The sequence below is a fragment of the Streptomyces iranensis genome (genome assembly GCF_017874715.1).
Classification (GTDB): domain Bacteria; phylum Actinomycetota; class Actinomycetes; order Streptomycetales; family Streptomycetaceae; genus Streptomyces; species Streptomyces iranensis.
Genome location: NZ_JAGGLR010000022.1, coordinates 166,853 through 188,028 on the forward strand (window position 1 = coordinate 166,853; position 21,176 = coordinate 188,028).

13 protein-coding genes are annotated in these 21,176 nt (G+C 71.7%); 3 read left to right on the forward strand and 10 right to left on the reverse strand.

The genetic code is table 11. The annotated features are described in order from the left end of the window. Nucleotides 1-215: 215 nt before the first annotated feature. From J2Z30_RS34870 to J2Z30_RS34915, 10 genes are all read right to left on the reverse strand, one after another. Nucleotides 216-3,146, reverse strand: coding sequence for a glycoside hydrolase family 2 TIM barrel-domain containing protein (locus J2Z30_RS34870; RefSeq protein ID WP_044568398.1), 2,931 nt, complete (start codon nt 3,144-3,146; stop codon nt 216-218). 453 nt (nt 3,147-3,599) lie between these two features. Further along, nucleotides 3,600-5,201 carry a penicillin-binding transpeptidase domain-containing protein gene (locus J2Z30_RS34875; protein ID WP_044568396.1) on the reverse strand — a complete coding sequence of 534 codons (1,602 nt, stop codon included), beginning with the start codon at nt 5,199-5,201 and terminating at the stop codon, nt 3,600-3,602. Between the two features lie 84 nt (nt 5,202-5,285). Continuing rightward, nucleotides 5,286-5,477, reverse strand: a complete 192-nt coding sequence (locus tag J2Z30_RS34880) for a hypothetical protein (protein WP_044581061.1) — start codon at nt 5,475-5,477, stop codon at nt 5,286-5,288. A gap of 177 nt (nt 5,478-5,654) precedes the next feature. After that, nucleotides 5,655-6,305 (reverse strand): LutC/YkgG family protein, encoded by a 651-nt coding sequence (locus J2Z30_RS34885; RefSeq protein ID WP_372453362.1) that lies wholly within the window; start codon nt 6,303-6,305, stop codon nt 5,655-5,657. A gap of 62 nt (nt 6,306-6,367) precedes the next feature. After that, a complete protein-coding gene (locus J2Z30_RS34890) occupies nt 6,368-7,852 on the reverse strand; it encodes a lactate utilization protein B (RefSeq protein WP_044581058.1) in 1,485 nt (494 codons plus the stop codon). A 101-nt stretch (nt 7,853-7,953) separates the two neighbouring features. Continuing rightward, on the reverse strand, nt 7,954-8,706 hold the full coding sequence (locus J2Z30_RS34895; RefSeq protein ID WP_044568395.1) for a (Fe-S)-binding protein: 753 nt from the start codon (nt 8,704-8,706) through the stop codon (nt 7,954-7,956). Then, nucleotides 8,697-10,313, reverse strand: a complete 1,617-nt coding sequence (locus tag J2Z30_RS34900; RefSeq protein WP_044568394.1) for a rhamnulokinase — start codon at nt 10,311-10,313, stop codon at nt 8,697-8,699. The genes J2Z30_RS34895 and J2Z30_RS34900 overlap by 10 nt, the downstream gene beginning before the upstream one ends. 245 nt (nt 10,314-10,558) lie before the next feature. After that, nucleotides 10,559-12,598: a bifunctional rhamnulose-1-phosphate aldolase/short-chain dehydrogenase gene (locus J2Z30_RS34905; protein ID WP_044568393.1), complete on the reverse strand. Its 2,040-nt coding sequence runs from the start codon at nt 12,596-12,598 to the stop codon at nt 10,559-10,561. 135 nt (nt 12,599-12,733) lie between these two features. Beyond that, on the reverse strand, nt 12,734-13,894 hold the full coding sequence (rhaI, locus tag J2Z30_RS34910) for an L-rhamnose isomerase (RefSeq protein ID WP_044568392.1): 1,161 nt from the start codon (nt 13,892-13,894) through the stop codon (nt 12,734-12,736). Between the two features lie 30 nt (nt 13,895-13,924). Then, on the reverse strand, nt 13,925-17,149 hold the full coding sequence (locus J2Z30_RS34915; RefSeq protein WP_044568391.1) for an alpha-L-rhamnosidase: 3,225 nt from the start codon (nt 17,147-17,149) through the stop codon (nt 13,925-13,927). A 248-nt stretch (nt 17,150-17,397) separates the two neighbouring features. On the opposite strand from J2Z30_RS34915, the gene J2Z30_RS34920 reads away from it, so the two are divergent. The 3 genes from J2Z30_RS34920 to J2Z30_RS34930 are packed head-to-tail and all read left to right on the forward strand — an operon-like array spanning nt 17,398 to nt 21,175. Continuing rightward, the gene (locus tag J2Z30_RS34920) at nt 17,398-19,167 is read left to right on the forward strand and encodes a sugar ABC transporter ATP-binding protein (RefSeq protein ID WP_411858613.1); all 1,770 of its coding nucleotides are present in this window, start codon (nt 17,398-17,400) and stop codon (nt 19,165-19,167) included. Next, nucleotides 19,164-20,207, forward strand: coding sequence for an ABC transporter permease (locus J2Z30_RS34925; protein ID WP_044568390.1), 1,044 nt, complete (start codon nt 19,164-19,166; stop codon nt 20,205-20,207). Before J2Z30_RS34920 ends, J2Z30_RS34925 begins: the two co-directional genes overlap by 4 nt. Then, a complete protein-coding gene (locus J2Z30_RS34930; RefSeq protein WP_044568389.1) occupies nt 20,204-21,175 on the forward strand; it encodes an ABC transporter permease in 972 nt (323 codons plus the stop codon). Before J2Z30_RS34925 ends, J2Z30_RS34930 begins: the two co-directional genes overlap by 4 nt. Nucleotide 21,176: the final 1 nt, after the last annotated feature.

Here is a 21,176-nt window from a genome sequence, read left to right on the forward strand (position 1 = left end):
GGCCCCCGCTGACATTTGTGCCCTCTAGCAAGCGCTTGCCGACCTGGTCCGCGCCGCCGCGGGCCCGGCGGACGACGGGGCCCATCTGGTGACGGTCGGCTGGTGGGACGGCGAGGTGCGGCGGGCGCGGCTCGGACCGGAGGGCGCGGTGCGGGTGGAGTAGCGGCGACGGGTCCGGGGCCGGTCGCCGCGACCGGCCCCGGACCGTACGACCGTCAGCTCAACCGCGAGAAGGTGAAGGAGAATTCGGCCGGTGCCGCGTCCAGGCGGTGCTCGTCCAGCACCCCCGGGCCGCAGGACTGGCTGCCGATGCCCTGCTGCCCGTGGTCCAGGTTCACCCACACCGTCTCGTTCGACGGCTCGAGATCCGGTGTGTGCTCGGCCGCGTCGAGCTGCTCGGTGGTCCAGCGGCGCGCGGTGAACCAGAAGGCCGGCTCGCCCTCGATCCGCACCCCCGATCCGTCGGGCGCGGTCAGCCGCGCCCAGCGGACGTCGATCCGGGCGCCGTTCTCCTGCGGACGCACGTACGGGGTCTGGAGCTTGTCCACCGACAGCGCCCACCGCCCCACGCGCGCGGCGGCGCGGGTGTCCGGATACGCCTCGCCGGGGCCGCCGCCGAACCACTCGGCGTCGCCCAGCGCGGCCGGGAGCCCGAGCCGCAGGCCCAGCCGCGGCAGCGGGAAGGTCCACTCGCCCAGCGGGGTGACGGAGACCGCAAGGCTCAGCCGCCCGTCCCCGTCGGCGGTCCAGCGGTAGACCGTCTCCAGGCCGATGTCCACGGCGGCGGGCGCGACGCGGCTACGGACGGTCAGCGCGCCGTCCGGCGTCGTCGCCACCGCGTCGGTCCGGTGCCGCGTCCGGTGCAGTCCGAACCGGCGCCAGATCTGGCCCCAGCGCTCGTCCGGCTGCCAGGACGCGCCGTTGTCGTTGTCGGTGGGCGCGCGCCAGATGTCCAGCCGGGGCGGTTCTGTGACCGGGAGCCCGTCGAGCGAGGTCAGGGCGCCGGTGACGGCGTCGAAGACGCCGGGGCCGAGCACGATCCGGCCGCCGTCGCGGCGCGGCGCCGCCCCGGAGGCGAGGGCGCGCGCCCGGCCGGTGCCGGGTGCGGCGGCGGGGAGTTGGCCCCAGGCCACCGGATGGCCCGCCTCGGCCCACGCCGTCGCGGCCGCCAGCCGCGCCTCGACCGTCCACCACGCCTCCGCCCCGGCCTCGGCTTCGGGCGGCGCCGGGAGCTTCAGAACGGCGGACTCGCCCGGGGGCAGCGGCTCCACCGCCAGCTCACCCGAGCCGATCGCCTCGCCCTCGGCCTCATAGGTCCAGGAGAAGACGAGATGGGACAGGTCGGCGAAGTCATGGCCGTTGGTGATCCGGACCGTGCCGTCGGCCCCGTCGCCCTCGATCCGCACCGGCTCGATGACCTTCTTGTACTCGATCAGGCCGGGGGAGGGGGTGCGGTCGGGGAAGACCAGCCCGTCGCATACGAAGTTGCCGTCGTGCAGCTCCTCGCCGAAATCGCCGCCGTACACGTGGTAGAAGCGGCCGTCGGGGGCGCGCCGGGTGAAGCCGTGGTCGATCCACTCCCAGACGAAACCACCCTGGCAGCGCTCATGCTCCTGGAACAGTCGCTGGTACTCGCTCAGCCCGCCGGGGCCGTTGCCCATGGCGTGCGCGTACTCGCACTCGATGAACGGCAGCGCCCGGCGCTTCGCGTCCAGCTCCGGATCGCCCCACGGCGGCTCGGCGCGCCGGCCGATCTGGTCGACCTCCTCGTGCGGTGCGTACATCCGCGAGTAGATGTCCGTGTCGGCGCAGGACAGATCGCCCTCGTAGTGGATCACCCGGGACGGGTCGCGCTCCCGGATCCAGTCGGCCATGGCCGAGAGCCCGCGCCCGGTCCCGCACTCGTTGCCCAGCGACCACATCACCACGGACGGGTGGTTCTTGTCGCGCTCGACCATCCGCTCGGCGCGGTCGAGCAGCGCCGGGGTCCAGCGGTCGTCGTCCACCGGGTTGTTCCGCCAGTCCAGGTCGACGAAGCCGTGGGTCTCCAGATCGCATTCGTCGATGACCCACAGCCCCAGCTCGTCGCAGAGCCCGAGGAAGGCCGGATGCGGCGGATAGTGGCTGGTGCGCACGGCGTTGATGTTGTGCTGCTTCATCAGCACCAGATCGCGGCGCATGGTCGCGAGGTCCACCGCCCGCCCGTTCTCGGGGTGGAACTCATGGCGGTTGACACCGCGGAAGAGCACCCGCCGGCCGTTGACCTCGAGCAGCCCGTCCTCGACCACCACGGTACGGAAGCCCACCCGCAGCGAGACGCTCTCGCCCACGGTGGTCAGCCGCGCCTCGTACAGCCGGGGCGTCTCCGCCGTCCACGGCTCGACGGGGACCGTGGCGCTCTCCCCGGTGGCCAGGTCAAGACCCAGCTCGGGCACGGTGACCCGGCCGCCGGGGTCGGAGTCGATCCGCAGTGTGCCCGCGCCGGTGGTGTGGTCGTACGAGGCGTGCACGAAGTAGTCGTCGAGCGCGCCCTCGGGGCGGTGCTCCAGCGTCACCTCACGGAAGATCCCGGGCAGCCACCACTGGTCCTGGTCCTCGAGATAGGTTCCGGACGACCACTGGTGGACGCGTACGGCCAGCACGTTGCCCGACGGCTGGAGCAGCCCCCCGACCGCGAACTCGTGCGGCAGCCGGCTGCCCTTGAAGGTGCCCAGCTCCTCGCCGTTGAGCCAGACCCGGGCGCAGGACTCGACGCCCTCGAAGCGCAGGGCCGCGTCCCCGCCCTCCGGCCAGTCGCCGGGCAGGTCGAAGACGCGCAGATGGTCGCCGGTCGGGTTCTCGTCGGGCACCCGCGGCGGATCCACCGGGAAGGGGTAGCGCACATTGGTGTAGATCGGCGCCCCGTGGCCGTGCAGCACCCAGTGGCCGGGCACCGGGAGCTCGTCCCAGCCGCGGGCGTCGAAGCCGGGGCGGGCGAAGGAGTCGTCCTCGGCGGTGGCGGTCGGCGACAGCCGGAACGACCACGTCCCGTTCAGGCTCAGCCGCGCGGCGTCGGAGGACGGGGTCCAGGGGCGGGGCGGCAGCGCTCCCGCGCCGGGGGAGACGTCCTCGTAGTAGGGCAGTGGCGTGTGCTGCGTGGAGCTCATCGACTCTCCTCGGTCAGCCCTTGATACGGGTCTGTGCCACACCCTGCACCAGCCAGCGCTGGAGGAACAGACCAGGCCAAGTGGCAGGGGCCCATACGGTCGGCCGTTGCCGAAGAAGCAGGTGCAGCCGAACGAGAAGCTCAACGGCAAATGAGCGCGACACGGGCTCCGGCTCACGCCGATGGGGTAGCCATTCTCACGATGGCCTCCGGGACGCGGATTTCCGTGCGCGTCCCGGGGCCGTACGTTGCTCGCTCCTGTCACCCGGACAAGGCGGAGCCCTGAGCCGCACGGGGAGCGGAAGCCAGCAGCCCGCCTCGTCTGTTCGGCGCGCTGTCGCTCGCGCCGAGCTGCGGGCTGCCCGGCGGCGACGCCCTCTGGAACGCGATCCCGGGCTACGGGCCGGGGCGCGCATCCCTGGCAGACGTAGCGCGTCCGTACGGGCCGGGTGTCTCAGCCCGCCTCGAGCACCGCGCGGACGACGGGCCCGGCGGCATCACCGCCGTGCCCACCACCGGTGACCACGGCGGCGGCCGCCACATCGTTCCGGTAGGCGGTGAACCAGGCGTTGGTCTTGGGCTGGCCGTCGATCTCGGCCGAACCCGTCTTGGCGCCGATGTCGCCGGTGAGCCCGGACATCGCCCTGGCGGCGGTGCCACTGGTCGCGGTCAGCCGCATCATGGCCTTGAGCTGCGAGACGGTGGCCGGGCTGAGGCTGCGGTCGCTGGTGGCGATCTCCCGGTGGTCGACGGAGCGCGGTACGAGGACGGGCTGCTTGAAGGTGCCCGTCCGGGCGGTGGCCGCGACCGAGGCGATCGTGAGCGGGTTCATCTGGACCGTACCCTGGCCGATCATGGCCGCGGCCTTGTCGTCGCCGCTTCCGTTCGGCACCTCGCCGTCGAAGGTGGTGACCCCCACCCGCCAGTTCAGCCCGAGCCCGAACACGGTGCGCGCCTCCTGGGCCAACGCGCCATCGGGCACGGCCCCGGCGAGCGAGACGAACGCGGTGTTGCAGGACGCCGCGAAGTCCTGCGCGAAGGTGGCGGCCGGGTTCTCGCTGTCCTCCACGTTGTGGAACATCATGCCCTGTGCGTACGCCGCCGTCTTCGGGCACGGCACCGGGCGGCTCGGGCTGACCTTGCCCGCCTCCAGCAGAGTGGCCGCGGTGACTATCTTGAACGTGGACCCCGGCGCCGTCTGCCCCTGCAACGCGGCGTTGAACTCGGCCTGGTCGGAGTTGGCCACCGCCAGGATCTCCCCGGTGCTGGGCTTGAGCGCCACCACGGAGGCACCGTCGCGCGTGGCCACCGCCTTCTCCGCGCTCTTCTGCGCCCCAACGTCCAGGGTGGTGCGCAGCGTGCCCGGGGTGCCCTTCGTCACCACGTGGAGCGTGGCTCCGGCGGTCCCGTCGGGCTTGACCGCCGACACCTCCACCCGGGCCGTGCCGCCCGCGTCGGCCCCGTATCTCGCGCGCAGCGCGATCAGCACCGGGTCGAGCGAGGGATAGCGGCCCTGCCGCAGCTCCTCGCCGTCGCGGTCCAGCACCCGGACCGGCGGATTGTCCGCCAGATCCGTACGTACGGACTCATTGGCGCCCAGCTTGGGGTGGAGGACGGAGGGCCTCCAGTCGACCAGCGGCTTCTTGGTCGTCCGGCCGCGCACCACGGTCAGCCGTGATGTGTAGGTCCAGCTGGATCGGGCCTTGCCGAAGACCACTTCGGCCTTGATGGTGAACGGGACCGTGGTGCCCCGCGCCGTGCCCGGGGTGGCCGTCACCCTCTTCACATGCCCGTCGTCGCGATAGCCGCTGAGGGCGCCGATGGCCGACTCGGCGTCGTTGGTGAGCCCGGCGGCGAGCATGTCATTGCCGTCCGCCCACGCGTCCAGGAACTCCCGCGCGGTCCGCCGGGCCTCGTCCCCGGTCACCGGACCGTCATGGGCCGCGGTGGTGTCGCCGCCGGTCACGCCCGTGTAGAGGTTGTATCCGCCGTAGCCGGCGACCCCCAGAAGCCCCACTGACAGTGCCCCTAAGACGACCTTCCCCACCGCCCGCATGGCGTCCCCCCGATTTTCACCTGTGGTCGGCCGCTTTCACCTTCGTGGGTGGCGCGGGCCGTTGCGCGCATCGCCCCGTGCCGCTCAGGCGGCCTTTTCCACCTCGCCGCGCAACGCCCGTGTGTAGATCTTCAGCAACCGGCTGTACTCGGCCCGCTCCGAGGGCCGCAGTGCCCGGCCGGCCCGAGCCCGGAGGAAGACGCGTATCGCCTCGTTGGCCTGGTCGGTGGCGGGAGTGGTCAGTAAGGCGGGTTGGTGAGTAGGAGTCGGACGCATGACCACAAGAGTAGAGGCCCCTACCGACATTGGCATCGGCGTAAACCGCCCAACAGCGGTGTTACCGGCGGTATGTGAGGAAGACCGCATCCCCCACGCAGATGTTCCCCTCTATGTCCCCATGGCATATGCCCCGCCACGGCAGAGGTATGCCTCCCGGGCTCCCTTGGCGTCCCATCAGCTCCGACCAGCGGATTCCGGCCCGGCGAGGATCACTTCGAGGGTGCGGGGGCCGTGGACGCCTTCCACGCGGTCGAGTTCGATGTCACTGGTCGCGGACGGTCCCGAGATCCAGGTCAACGGGCGGGCCGGGTCGAGGCGTTCAAGCGCCTCGGGGACGGAGTCCACGACCTGGTCGGTGACGCGGATCACGCAGATGTGATGGTCGGGCACCAGGGTGATGCGGCGACGGCCCTGGTCGGGGGCGGCGTCCAGGACCACGGTGCCCGTCTCGGCGATGGCCACCGCGCAGCCCGTCACCACGCTGGAGACCGCGTCCAGATCGTGCGGGGTCAGCTCCGCCGTGTCCGGAACCCGGCGCACCGCGTCGGGGACGGCGGAGAGCCAGGAGTCGGGGAGGCCCGGGGGTACGACCACGCTGGTCGCGCCGCGGTCGCCGAGGAGGCGGGCGATCAGGGCCGGGAGGGACGACGGGGCGTCGGCGCGGTGGACGAGCGCGCGGTAGTCGGCCAGGTTCTCCGCGAGGAGGTCCACGGTCCGGGCGGCGGTGCGGTCGCCGTGGACGCGGTGATAGGTGCGCTCGACCGGCACCTCGCCGGGTGTCTCGGCACGCGGCACATCGGCCAGGGCGCGGCGGACGCGGGCCATGACCAGGGCGCGCGAGTCCAGGCCCTGGGTGCCGGGGTCTTGGGTGCCGGGGTCTCGCGAGGTCATGTGGTCTTCTTCCTTCCCTCCGGGCGGCTCCCGGTGCCGCTCCCGCCCCGGGTGCGTTGCCACCAGTCGCGGAACGACTCCTCCGGTACCTTCGGCAGCTCCCGCGTATCGCTCCACGCCCGCCCCGGACCGGGCAGTCGGCGCGGATGGAAGCGGCGGGTGCGGGAGGCCAGCCGCTGGCCGGTGCGCAGCAGCCGGGGGTGGTCCAGGGCCCAGCGGGCGGCGCGCATCGCGGCGCGCTCCGCGGCGTGGCCCTTGGCGGGCTTGATGACCGTACGGGTGCCACGGACGGAGGCGGGGCCGCCCTCGACCACGCGCTCGCGCAGGTGGACCAGGATCTCCGGGATGTCGATGGCGACCGGGCACACCTCGTAGCACGCCCCGCACAGGGACGAGGCATACGGGAGCGAGGCGTCCAGCTCGCTCTGGGTGCCGCGCAGTTGGGGCGTGAGGATCGCACCGATCGGGCCCGGGTACGCCGATCCGTACGCATGGCCGCCCGCCCGCTCGTACACCGGGCACACATTGAGACACGCCGAGCAGCGGATGCAGCGCAGCGCCTGCCGTCCCACGGTGTCCGCGAGGGTGTCGGTGCGGCCGTTGTCGAGCAGGACGAGGTGGAAGGTGCGCGGGCCGTCGGCGTCCGTGGTGCCGGTCCAGGTGGAGGTGTACGGGTTCATCCGCTCGGCGGTCGAGGAGCGGGGCAGGAGCTGGAGGAAGACCTCCAGGTCCTGGAAGGTGGGGACCACCTTCTCGATGCCGACGACGGAGATCAGCGTCTCGGGCAGGGTCAGACACATCCGGCCGTTGCCCTCGGACTCCACGACCACGAGCGTGCCGGTCTCGGCGACCATGAAGTTGGCGCCGGAGATCCCCACCTTGGCGTTCAGGAACTTCTCGCGGAGGTGGAGCCGCGCGGCCTCGGCGAGGTCGGCGGGCGCGTCGGTCAGCCCCTCCGGGGCCGGACGGCCCCACTGGGACATCTTCTCCGTGAAGATGTCGCGGATCTCGCCCCGGTTGCGGTGGATCGCCGGGACCAGGATGTGCGACGGGAGGTCGTCGCCGAGCTGCACGATCAGCTCGGCGAGATCGGTCTCGTACGCCGTGATCCCGGCGGTGGCGAGCGCGCCGTTCAGGCCGATCTCCTGCGTGGCCATCGACTTGACCTTGACGACCTCGCGCTCGCCCGTGGCCCGTACCAGCTCGGTGACGATCCGGTTCGCCTCGTCCGCGTCCGCCGCCCAGTGGACCTGGCCGCCGGCCGCCGTGACCGCGCTCTCCAGCTGCTCCAGATACTGGTCGAGATGGCGCAGCGTACGGTCCTTGATGGCCGCGCCCGCGGCGCGCAGCCGCGACCAGTCGTCCAGTTCGGCCACGGCCGTGGCGCGCTTGGCGCGGATGGTGTGGGTGGCGTGGCGGAGGTTGGCACGTAGCTGGGTGTTCCGGGTCGAGGCGTCGGCCGCCTGTGGGAAGGCGGGCATCCCCAGGTAGGTGGCCTGGTGGGTTCCGCGTTGGGCTCCGCTTTGGGCTCCGCGTTGGGTTCCGCTCGGCTGCTGGTCTCCGTGCACCTGGTGGGTTCCGCTCACCAGACGTCTCCTTCCGTGCTGGCCAGGATCTCGGCGAGGTGGACGGGGCGGACCGCGGAGCCCTGACGGGCGAGTGTGCCGCCGATGTGCAGCTGGCAGGAGTTGTCGAGGGTGCACACCGCCTCGGCACCGGTCGCCGTGATGTTGCGCGCCTTGTCCGCTCCCATGGCCGCCGATACGGCGGCGTTCTTGACGGCGAACGTACCGCCGAAGCCGCAGCACTCCTCGGCACCCGGCAGCTCCACCAGGTTCAGCCCCTTCACGGCGGCGAGGAGCGAGCGCGGGCGGTCGCCGAGCTTCAGCATCCGCAGGCCGTGGCAGGTGGGGTGGTAGGTCACGGTGTGCGGATAGTACGCGCCGACATCGGTGACCTTCAGGACGTCCGTGAGGAATTCGGTGAGCTCGTACGTCTTGGGGACCGCCTCGGCCGCCGCGTCCGCGAGCTCCTGGCCGCGCCCCTCGGCGGCGGCCTTGGCGCCCATCCGGGGGTAGTTGTCCCGCACCATCGCCGCACACGACCCCGAGGGGGTCACCACGTATTCGTAGTCGCGGAACGCCGTGGCGTAGCGGCGCAACAGCGGTTCGGTCTCGTGGCGGTAGCCGGTGTTGAACTGCGGCTGCCCGCAACAGCTCTGCGCCTCCGGGAAGCCGACTTTCACGCCGAGTCGCTCGAGGAGGGTGACCACGGCTTGGCCGGTGCGTGGGTAGAGGGTGTCGTTGACGCAGGTGATGAAGAGCGCTACGCGCACGGTTCCTCCTCGTCGCCCTGGCCGGTGGCGGCCCTGGCCTGGCCGGTGCCGGCCCTTGTGACCTGTGCGTCTCCGAACCGGGCGGCTGCCCGGTCCCACGCCGAATGATCACCTGTGGGCTCATACTGCCTCAGTGGCTGGGTGCTGTGAAGCAGGGCGCGCAACTCGGGCAGGCCACCGGTGATCGCTCCGGCCGTCCGGGCCTGGACAAGTACGTTTCCGAGAGCCGCCGCCTCGGCCGGGCCCGCGATCACGGGGAGGCCGCAGGCATCGGCGGTGAGCTGGCACAACAGCGTGTTGTGCACACCACCGCCGACGATGTGCACGGCGCTGACCGTACGGCCGGACAGCCGGGTGGCGTCCTCGATCGCGCGGCGGTGGGCCAGGGCGAGGGAGTCCAGGACGCAGCGGGTGGTCTCGGCCGGGGTGCGGGGGACGGGCTGGCCGGTGCGGCGGCAGGCGTCGGCGATGCGGTCGGGCATGTGGTGGGGGGCGATGAAGGCGGGGTCGCCGGCGTCGACGACTGAGCGGAGGGGGGTGGCTTGGGCCGCGGCCCGGAGCAGGGCGGTGAGGTCTGCGCTGCCTGTGCTGCTGGCTGTGCTGGCTGTGCTGCCTGTGGTGCCTGTGCTGCTCGTACTGGCTGTGCGGGCGGTTTCGGTGTTCCAGGTGCGGACGCACTCCTGGAGCATCCACAGGCCCATGATGTTGCGCAGATAGCGGACCGTGCCGTCCACGCCCAGCTCATTGGTGAAGTTGGCCGCGCGGCTCTCCTCCGTGAGGACCGGCGCGTCCAGCTCGAGCCCGGCGAGGGACCAGGTGCCGGTGGCGATGTACGCGAAGTCTGGTGTGGTGGCCGGGACGCCGACTACGGCGGACGCGGTGTCGTGCGAGCCGACGGCGGTGACGGGGATGGGGTGCGTTGTGCCCATCTCGGTGAGAACGTCCTGGCGCAGGGTTCCGGCGGGGTCGCCGGGGCGGCGCAGGGGAGGGAAGAGCGAGAGGTCGATGCCCAGGGCCTGCGCCACCGGGGCGGCCCAGTCGCGGGTGCGGGGGTCGATCAGCTGGGTGGTGGAGGCGTTGGTCAGCTCGGTGCCCAGTTCGCCGGTCAGCCAGTACGAGATGAGGTCGGGGATGAGGAGGAGGCGGTGGGCGGCGGTGAGGGTGGGGGTGCCTTGCGCCGCGATGAGCTGGTAGATGGTGTTGAAGGGGAGGCGCTGGATGCCGGTGGCGGCGTAGAGGGCTCGGGGCGGGAGCGCGGCCGCGACCTTTTCGGCGGCGCCGGTGGTGCGGGTGTCGCGGTAGTGGACGGGGTTGGCGAGCAGGGTGCCGTCGGCGGCGAGCAGGCCGTAGTCCACGGCCCAGGTGTCGATGCCGATGCTGGTCAGGCCGTTGCCCGTCTGCGCGGCGGCTGTCTTGAGGCCGTTCAGGACGCCCTGGTAGAGCGACAGGATGTCCCAGTGCAGGGTGCCCAGGACGCGGGTTGGCTGGTTGGGGAAGCGGTGCGCCTCGTGGAGGGCCAGCCGTCCGGGGGCGACCTCCCCGACGATGACGCGGCCGCTGGACGCACCGAGGTCTACGGCGGCGAAGCGGTGTTCTGTGGCGGGCACGTGGACCTCGTGGTGGGTGGTGGGTGGGCGGGGTGCGTGGGTGTGGGTGTGGGTGTGGGTGGTGGGGTGCGTGGTGGTTGCTGTGGTTCGTACGGGGCGGGGGCCGGGGCCTCCGGGGCGGGGCCCTGGACCGTATATTTACGGCGCCATTGGCCGGGGGCTTGCGTGGGCCGGAGATTGGCGCCACAAATACACGTAAGCGTCCAGGACCCCACCCCTCCGACCCCGCCCCCCTCACGCGCGTGTCAGCGCAGGAACGCCGCCGCGACGCCGGCGTCGACCGGGATGTGCAGACCCGTGGTGTGGGTCAGGTCGCCGCCGACGAGGGCGAAGACGGCGTTCGCCACGTGGGAGGGGAGCACTTCGCGCTTGAGCAGGGTGCGCTGGGCGTAGAACTCGCCCAGCTTCTCCTCGGGGACGCCGTACACGGCGGCGCGCTGTGCGCCCCAGCCGCCCGCGAAGATGCCGGAGCCTTGGACTACGCCGTCGGGGTTCACCCCGTTGACCCGGATGCCATGCTCGCCCAATTCTGCTGCAAGGAGGCGGACTTGGTGGGCCTGGTCGGCCTTGGTCGCGGAGTATGCGATGTTGTTCGGGCCCGCGAACACGGCGTTCTTGGACGTGATGTACACGATGTCACCGCCCATGTTCTGGGCGATGAAGGTCCTTGCCGCTTCGCGGGAGGCCAGGAAACTGCCTCGCGCCATGATGTTGTGCTGGAGGTCCCAGTCGGCGGTGGTGGTGTCGAGGAGCGGCTTGGAGATGCTGATCCCGGCGTTGTTGACGAGGATGTCCACGCCGCCGAAGGCCAGCGCCGCTTGCTCGAACGCCGCCTTGATCTGCTCTTCCGAGGTGACATCGGCGGTGACGGCCGTGGCCTTGTCCGGGCCGCCGAGCTCCTGGGCTACGGCTTGCGCCGATTCCGCGTTGACGTCCGTGACTACGACGCATGCGCCCTCGGCCACGAGGCGGTGGGCGATCGCCTTGCCGATACCCGAGCCCGCGCCGGTCACCAGGGCGATACGGGTCGCGAGGGGCTTGGGCTCGGGCATGCGCTGGAGCTTGGCTTCTTCGAGCGCCCAGTACTCGATGCGGAACTTCTCCGACTCCTCGATGGGGGAGTAGGTGGAAACCGCTTCGGCGCCGCGCATGACGTTGATGGCGTTGACGTAGAACTCGCCTGCCACACGGGCCGTTTGCTTGTCCTTGCCGTAGCTGAACATCCCGACTCCGGGGATCAGCACGATGGCGGGATCCGCGCCGCGCATGGGCGGGGAGTCGGGGGTGGCGTGGCGGTCGTAGTAGGCCGCGTAGTCGGTGCGGTACGCGGCGTGGAGTTCCTTGAGGCGGCCGATCGTCGTGTCGAGGGGCGCGTCCGGGGGGAGGTCCAGGACCAGCGGGCGGACCTTGGTACGGAGGAAGTGGTCCGGACAGGAGGTGCCGAGGGCCGCCAGACGGGGGTGTTCGGCGCGGGAGACGAAGTCCAGGACGGTGTCGCTGTCCGTGAAGTGGCCCACCTGGGGGCGGTCCGTGGAGGCCAGGCCCCGGATCACCGGGGCGAGGGCGGCCGCACGGGCATGGCGCTCGGCTTCGGGGATGGTGGGGTGGATGACGGGGCCGAACGGGTCCGCCTTGCCGCGTGCGGTGAGGAACTCCTCGGCGGTGCGGATGACGCGGAGCGAGTTCGCCTCGCATGCGTCGGAGGTGTCGCCCCAGGCGGTGATGCCGTGGCCGCCGAGGATGCAGCCGATGGCCTGCGGATTGGCCTTCTTGACGGCGGCGATGTCCAGGCCCAGCTGGAAGCCGGGACGGCGCCAGGGCACCCAGACGACCTGGTTGCCGAAACACTCCTTGGTGAGCGCCTCGCCGTCGGCCGCGCAGGCGAGGGCGATACCGGAGTCGGGGTGGAGGTGGTCGACGTGGGCGGCGTCCACCAGACCGTGCATGGCGGTGTCGATGGACGGCGCGGCCCCGCCCTTGCCATGCAGGCAGTAGTCGAACGCCGCGACCATCTCGTCCTCGCGGTCCACCCCGGGGTAGACACCGGTAAGCGCACGAAGACGGTCCAGCCGGAGCGCGGCGAGCCCGGAGTGAGTGAGGGTACCCAGATCGCCCCCGGAGCCTTTGACCCACATCAGCTCGACGTCCTGGCCCGTGACGGGATCGGTCGCGGTTCCCTTGGCGGAGGTGTTTCCCCCCGCGTAGTTGGTATTGCGCGGATCAGCGCCCAACCGATGCGAGCGCCCCAACAGCGCGCCCGCCTCGGGATGCGGTTCTGCGGTCATGTCGTCCTCTGCGTGTGGGCCAGTCTCAGCGGGATGCGGTGACGAGGAGCGCGCCTTTTATGGGCGTGCCCTATGGGGTCAGTGGCTTGAGTTGAAGCCTCCGGGGGAGCTGGCGGCAGGGCCCGCCGCCAGGCGTTACGCACCCCACCCCGCCTGCTCTCCCCCCACCCGCTCCGCCACGATCCGCGCCGCCCACCCCGAGCCCCGGTACGCCGCCATCGGGTCCGGGGCGATGCCCAGTTCCTCCCGGACCTCGGCCAGCAGCGGCCGTACGTCGGTGTTGTACGCGTCCATCAGGACCGCGTTGGCGCCGAGCACGTCGCCCTCGCGCTGGGCCGTGGCGAGGGCGTCGCGGTCGACCAGGAGGGCCTTGGCCGTGGCCTCCTGGACGTTCATCACGGAGCGGATGATCGCCGGGATCTTGGGTTCGATGTTGTGGCACTGGTCGAGCATGAAGGCGACCCCCGAGGTCAGCCCGCCACCCCGGACCACCTCGTACATGATCCGGAAGAGCTGGAAGGGGTCGGCGGCGCCGACCATCAGGTCGTCGTCCGCGTAGAAGCGGGAGTTGAAGTCGAAGGCGCCGAGCTTCTTCTCGCGCAGCAGAAGGGCGACGATGAACTCGATGTTGGTGCCGGGCGCGTGATGGCCGGTGTCCACGCACACCTGGGCCTTGGGGCCCAGCTTGAGGCAGTGGGCGTAGGCGGTGCCCCAGTCCGGCACGTCCGTGGTGTAGAAGGCGGGCTCGAAGAACTTGTACTCCAGCAGCATCCGCTGGTCCTCGCCGAGGCGCTCGTAGACCGCGCTCAGCGCCTCGGCGAGACGGTCCTGGCGGGCCGCGATGTCGTCCTGCCCGGGGTAGTTGGTGCCGTCGGAGAACCAGAGCTTGAGGTCGCGGGAGCCCGTGGCGTCCATGATGTCGACGCACTCCAGGAGGTGGCCCAGCGCCTTGCGGCGGACCGCCGGGTCGGGGTGGGTGACCGAGCCCAGCTTGTAGTCGTCGTCCTGGAATACGTTGGAGTTGATGGCGCCCAGCTTCAGGCCGCGTTCCTCCGCGTACTTGGCGAGCGCCCCGTAGTCCTCGACCCTGTCCCAGGGGATGTGCAGCGCGACCGTGGGGGCGACCCCGGTGAAGGCGTGCACCTGGGCGGCGTCGTCCAGCTTCTCCTGGGGGGAGCGCGGGACACCGGGCTGGGCGAAGACCTTGAAGCGGGTTCCGGAGTTGCCGTACGCCCATGACGGCGTCTCGACCGCCTGGCTCTTGAGGGCCGCCTTCACGGCTGGAACGTCAGACATGAATCTCCTTCATGAAACGATTCAAGAAACCTAGCCGCGCGGTCGGCCACGCGTCAAGAAGTGGTGAGTCCCCGAGCCCACGGCGAACACCGCGCAGCCGTCCGCCATGCGCAGCGGGCGGGCGCCGTGAGCGGTCACGTCCGCCGCGCGGCGTGCCGGGACCCAGATCTGGGCCGTGGTGTTGACGGGGATGGACACCGTGAGGGTGAAGTCCTCGCCCTGCGACCAGCGGGTGGTGACCGGGCCGTAGAGGGATTCGTAGCGGCCCTCGGCGGAGCGCACCTCGCCACCGGGGCGGGGCCGGATGAGGATCTCGCGGAAGCCGGGGGCGGCCGGGGCGATCCCGGTGATGTTCTGGTACATCCACTCGCCGACCGAGCCATAGGCGTAGTGGTTGAACGAGTTCATCCCGACGTCCTGGAAGCTCCCGTCCGGTTTGATCGAGTCCCAGCGCTCCCACATCGTGGTCGCGCCCCGGTCGATCTGGTAGCCCCAGGAGGGGAACGTGCGCTGGTGGAGCAGGCGGTAGGCGACGTCGGTGTGGCCGGTCTCGGTGAGGGTCGGAAGCAGCCGCGGGGTGCCGAGGAATCCGGTGGACAGATGCCAGTCGCGGTCCTTGATGAGGGCGACGAGGCGATCGGCCGCGGGGGTGCGGAGGTCGGCGGGGAGCAGGTCCATGGAGAGCGCCAGGACGTAGGCGGTCTGGGTGTCGCCCTTGATCCTGCCGTCGGCGGAGACGTACGCGCGGTTGAAGGCCGCCTTGATACGGGTCAGGAGGTCTTCGTACGGGGCCGGGTCCTCGTCCAGGACGTGTGCGGTGCGGGCGACGAGGTCGGTGGCGTGGGCGAAGTAGGCGGTGGCGATGACGTCCTTGGGGGTGTCCGCCTCGACGCTGAGCCAGTCGCCGTAGCCCTCGGCGGGCCGCAGCAGATCGGTGCTGTGCTGTTCCAGGTAGGTGATCCAGCGCCGCATGGCCGGCCAGTTCTCGCGCAGCACCCGGGTGTCGCCGTACGCCTGGTAGAGGTTCCAGGGCACGGTCACCCCGGCGTCGCCCCAACCGGCCACGCCGTTGCCGACGTCGCCGAGGTGGGGTGCCACATCGGGGAAGGAGCCCTCGCCGGTCTGGCCGTCGCGCAGGTCCTGGAGCCACTTGGTGAGGAAGCGCGCGGACTCCATGGTGTACGCGGCGGTGCTGGAGAACACGTTGATGTCGCCGGTCCAGCCGAGCCGTTCGTCTCGCGCCGGGGTGTCGGTGGGGATGGACAGGAAGTTGCCGCGCAGCCCCCAGGTGATGTTGGAGTGCAGCTGGTTGAGCATCGCCGAGTCCGTGTGGAAGGACAGGGTGAACGGGGCGGCGGTGTGCATCACCCGGCCGGTGATCGCGTCGGGGGAGGGCGTTCCGGGGTAGCCCGTGACCTCGACGTAGCGGAAGCCGTGGAAGGTGAAGCGCGGCTCGTAGGTCTCCCGGCCGCCGCCCTTGAGGGTGTAGGTGTCGACGGGGCGGGCGGTGCGCAGATTGGCCGTGTAGGCGGTGCCGTCCGGATTGAGCACCTCGGCGTGGCGGATCCGGACCTTGTGGCCGGCCGGGCCGGAGACCGTGAGGCGGACGCTGCCGACCATGTTCTGGCCCAGGTCGAAGAGGTGGACACCGGGGGTGGGTTCGGTGACCTCGACGGGTTTGATCTCGCGTTCCACCCGGGTCGGGACGTCGGTCTGGGCCACCACCTCGGCGGTGATGTCGGTGGCCGTGACGGTGGGCTGCCAGCCGGTGTCGTCGAAGCCCGGTGAGGTCCAGCCGGGGGTCTCCGCGCGGGCGTCGTACTCCTCGCCCATCAGCAGGTCGGCGGTGAGCAGCGGACCGGTGGCCGCGCGCCACTGCTGGTCGGTGGTGATGCGCTCGGTGCTGCCGTCGGTGTACGTGACCTCCAGCTGGGCGAGCAGGGCGGGGTGGTCGCCGTACTGGGTCTGGCCGAACCAGGCGATGTTCCCGGCGTACCAGCCGGGTGCGAGGGTCACGCCGAGGGCGTTCGTCCCTCGGCGGAGGGCGTCGGTGACGTCGTAGGTCTGGTACGCCACGCGCTTGCGGTAGTCGGTCCAGCCGGGCGCCAGCTGGTCGCGGCCGACGCGGGCGCCGTTGAGGTGGGCTTCGTAGAGGCCCAGGGCCGTGGAGTAGAGCCGGGCGCGCGCCACGGGCTTGGTGAGCCGGAAGGTGCGGCGCAGCTGGGCGGGGGACTGGAGGGGGAGCACCTTGCCCCAGGGGCCGCCGCCCCAGGCCGCCAGCTTCTTGGCGGTGGCCCAGCCGCTGTCGTCGTAGTCCGGGTCCGCCCAGGCGGCGGGGGGTTCGGTGGCGGTGGTGCGCCAGGTGGCGTCCGTGTGGTGGTGGGTGGTGCCGTCCTCGGTGGTGAGCTCCAGGGTGGCGAGCAGCCCCGCCGGGCCCTTCTCGGCGTTGGTGGCCGCGATGGCGAGGGTGGCGGCGCCCTGGTCGAGGAATTCGGTGACGTCGACGGTGGCCGGATGGCTCCATGCCTTGAGGACGCCCACTGCCTCGCGGGCGGCGACCTCGGTGCCGTTCACATGGGCGGTGAAGCCGTCGTCGGCCGCCACCACCAGCCGGGCGCGGCGGACGGTGCCCGGGGCGTGGACGGAGGTACGGAACCACCGGGTGGCCGCCGGGGCCTCGGTGGCCGGATCCCCCTCGGGGAACCAGATCCAGGAGGCGCCCTCCAGGGACGGGGGCGCGGTCAGCGCGGCGGGCGCGGCGATCCAACGGGCCTGCCACTGACCGGAGTTCAGCAGCCCGGTCTCCCACCAGGCGGGGGCGGACCACGGGGAGGGGCGGCCGTGGCCGTCCCAGACCCGCACCGACCAGTGGTAGCGGGTGCGCGGGCGCAGGGCCGGGCCGTCGTAGGGGACCAGGACCGACTGGCGCGATGTCGTCTTGCCGCTGTCCCAGACGTCCGGCTCGCCGAGCCGGTCGGGGGAGGTGGCGACCCGGATGTGGTACGCGCTCTGGAGCTGGTCGCGGGCGTCAGAGCCGAGGATCCAGCTCAGCCGGGGGCGGGCGGTGTCGAGGCCGAGCGGGTGGGGCGCGTACTCCACCGTGGTGCTCCGGACCCGCGGCCCCGCGCCGGGGCGGTCCTCGGCGGCGGCGGACGCGGTGGCGGACGCGGCGGCGGACGGGGTGAGGGCGGGCAGACCCGTGAGGGCAGTACCGGTGGCAGCGGTGGTGGCGAGCAGATGGCGTCTGCTGATCATGGGCTTCCTCCAGAGGCGGCTGGACGGGAACGATCGATGAAAACGATTCAACCCAAGGCGCCTGGACCGTAGGACCGGGGATCAGGGTGCGTCAAGGGGGCTGAAACGATGTGGGTATATCCCGTGCACAACCCCTTGACGGCCGCATAGGGCCCGGCTAGCTTCCCGGAATCCGGCATTGAAACATTTCATTTACTGCCCGTGCTACTGCCCGTGCTACTGCCCCTGCGTACGCGTCAGGAGACTCCGTGAGCCAGCCTGCTTCGACCGGTGTGCCGGTCCTCGCCCTCGAGGGGGTGAACAAATCCTTCGGCGCCGTACGGGCCCTCCGGGACGTCTCGCTCGAGCTCTTCGCCGGTGAGGCCCATGCCCTGGCCGGTGAGAACGGGGCGGGCAAGTCGACGCTCATCAAGATCCTCGCCGGGGTACACCGGCCCGACTCCGGCCGGGTGCTGCTGGACGGCGAGCCGGCGGTCTTCCACGGCCCCGCCGACGCCCGTGACGTCGGCACCGCCGTCATCTACCAGGAGCCGACGCTCTTCCCCGATCTGTCCATCGCCGAGAACATCTTCATGGGCCGTCAGCCCCGCCGGGCCCTCGGCCGGATCGACCACAAGGCCGTACGGACCTCCACCGCCGCCCTGATGGCACGGCTCGGCGTCGAACTCGACCCGGACCGGCCCGCCAGGGGCCTGTCCATCGCCGACCAGCAGATCGTCGAGATCGCCAAGGCGCTCTCCTTCGACGCCCGGGTACTGATCATGGACGAGCCGACGGCGGCGCTCACCGGGAGCGAGACCGCCCGGCTCTTCTCGGTCGTCGAGACGCTGCGCGCCGAGGGCGCCGCCGTGCTGTTCATCTCCCACCGCCTGGAGGAGATCTTCGAGCTCTGCCAGCGGGTCACCACCCTGCGGGACGGCCGGTTGGTGGCCTCCGAGCCGCTGACCGGGCTCACCCAGGACGTTCTGGTCCGCCGCATGGTGGGCCGGGATCTGGCCGAGCTCTACCCCAAGCAGGACAGCCGGGTCGGCGAGACCGCGCTGGCGGTGCGGCGGCTGACCCGTGAGGGCGTCTTCCGGGACGTCTCCTTCGAGGTGCGGCGCGGTGAGATCGTCGCGCTCGCCGGGCTGGTCGGCGCCGGGCGCACCGAGGTCGCCCAGGCCGTCTTCGGCGTGGACCGGGCGGACGCGGGCGAGGTGCGGGTCGGCGGGGCGGTGCTGCGGCCCGGTTCGCCGACCGCCGCCATGGACGCCGGGCTCGCGCTCGTCCCCGAGGACCGGCGCCAGCGGGGGCTGGTGATGGAGATGTCCATCGAGCGGAACATCGGGCTGACCGGCCTGGACCGGCTGGGCCGCGCCGGGCTGGTGAAACGGGCGCTGGAGCGCGGCCGCGCGGCCGACTGGGCGGTCCGGCTCCAGCTGAAGTACGGCAGCCTCGCCGACCACGTCGGGGTGCTCTCCGGCGGCAATCAGCAGAAGGTCGTGCTCGCCAAGTGGCTGGCGACCGAGCCCACGGTGCTCATCGTCGACGAGCCCACGCGCGGAATCGACGTGGGCACCAAGGCCGAGGTGCACCGGCTGCTGTCGTCGCTGGCCGCCGACGGGCTCGCGGTGCTGATGATCTCCTCCGACCTGCCCGAGGTGCTGGGCATGGCCGACCGGGTCCTGGTGATGCACGAGGGCCGGCTGGTGGCCGAGATCCCGCGCGCCGAGGCCACCGAGGAGTCCGTGATGGCCGCCGCGACCGGCCTCACGGATGGCGCCGATGGCGCCGAAGGCGCCGGTGTCGCCGGTGTCGCCGGTGTCGCCGGTGTCGCCGGTGAGGCCGCCGCGACCGAACTCCCCCGCGCCACCGGCGCGACCGGTCCCACCGATGGCACCGCAGCAAGCGGGCCCACCGACGCCACCGCTGCGAGCGGGCACCCCCACGCCACCGGTGATACGGGGGCCACCGGGCCCACCGGCGCCACCGGGCCCACCGGCGCCACCGGCGCCACCGCAGGAGGGACCCGGACGTGAGTGTGACCATCGAGAAACCCGACAAATCCGCCGCCGCGCCGGAGGCGGCCCGGTCGGCGCGCTCGCTCGTCGACGCCGTCTTCCGTGCGCGGGAGATCAGCATCGCCGGGGCCCTCGTGCTGCTGGTGCTGTTCACCTGGATCGCCGAACCGCGCTTCCTCGACGGCCAGGGCATCAAGGACCTGCTGCTCAACGCCGCCATCCTGGTGCTGCTCGCGGTCGGGCAGTCGGTCGTGGTCATCACCCGCAACATCGATCTGTCGGTCGGCTCCGTGGTGGGCCTGTCCGCCTTCGCCTGCGGGAAGTTCGTCTCCGGCACCGACCACGGGGCGCTGACGGTCCTGGCTCTCGGCCTCCTCGTCGGCGCGGGCTGCGGCATCGTCAGCGGCGCGCTGGTGAGCTTCGGACGGGTGCCCGCGCTGGTGGTGACCCTCGGGATGCTCTACATCATCCAGGGCGTCGACTACTGGTGGGCGCAAGGGGAGCAGATCAACGCCGCCGATGTGCCGCAGTCCGTGCTGGACCTCGGCAGCGGCAGCGTGCTGGGCATCCCGTATCTCCCGCTGATCGCCTTCGTGGTGCTCGCCGGGACCGCATACGTCCTGCGCACCTACCGCGGCGGCCGTGAGCTGTACGCCATCGGCTCCAGCCCGGAGGCCGCCCGGCTGGCCGGGGTGCCGATCCGGCGGCGGGTGCTGGCCGCGTATGTGTTCTCCGGCGCCGTCTCGGGCTTCGCGGGCGCGCTGTGGCTGGCCCGCTTCGGCACCGTCGTCGCCGACAACGCCCACGGCTGGGAACTCACCGTGGTCAGCGCGGTGGTGGTCGGTGGCGTCGCCATCGTCGGCGGCACCGGCACGGTGTGGGGCGCGGCGCTGGGCGCGCTGCTGCTCACCACGATCGGCAGCGCCCTGGCCGTGCTGAAGGTCGACTCCTTCTGGCAGGACGCCATCGCCGGTGCGCTGCTGCTGGCGGCCATCAGCGTGGACCGGATCGTACGGGTGCGCATGACCCGCGCGCTGACGAAGAGGAGCGCACGATGAAGCTCAGGTGGGACACCGCCGTCGGGGTGCTGCTGGTGGCCGTCTTCCTCACCGGCCTCGGCACCACGGACGGCTTCGCGAGCCGCGACAACCTCGCCTTCGCCTTCAACGACATCGCCGAGGTGGCGCTGATGGCGCTGCCGATGACACTGCTGGTGGTGGCCGGGCAGGTGGATCTGTCGGTGGCCTCGATGCTCGGCCTGTCCAGCGCGCTCACCGGTCAACTGTGGGACGCGGGCTGGGCGTTCGAGACCATCGTGCCGATCGTGCTGCTGGTCGGGGTGGCCGGCGGGCTGCTCAACGGCTGGCTGGTCACCCGGGTCGGGCTGCCCTCGCTCGCCGTCACCATCGGGACGCTCGCGCTCTACCGGGGGCTGGCGTCGGTGGTGCTCGGCTCCAATGCCATCACCGACTTCCCCGAGACGTACGCCAAGTGGGCCGTGGACACCACCACCGTGCCCGGCACCTTTCTCACCTATCCGGTGACGCTGTTCATCGTGCTGGCCGCCGTCGCCGCCGTGGTGCTGCACGCCACGGGCGTGGGCCGGTCGCTGTTCGCCATCGGTGCCCAGGAGGACGCCGCGTACTTCGCGGGCATCCGCGTCAAGCGCGTCAAGCTGCTGCTGTTCGTGGTCAGCGGGCTGATCTCGGCCTTCGCGGGAGTCGTGTTCACCCTGCGGTACGGCAGCGCGCGGGCCGACAACGGCCAGGGCTTCGAAATGCTCGTCATCGCCTCCGTCCTGCTGGGCGGGGTCGACTTCGACGGTGGCAAGGGCACGCTGTTCGGCGCCGTCGCCGGGGTGCTGCTCATCGGTGTCCTGAAGAACCTGCTGACCCTCAACGACGTGGCCAACGAGGTCCAGGTGATCGTCACCGGGCTGCTGCTGGTGGCCTCCGTCCTCACCCCCCGTCTGATCACCACCGTGAGCGCCTGGCGTCACCGGCGCGCCGCCGCCTCGACCAGCTGAT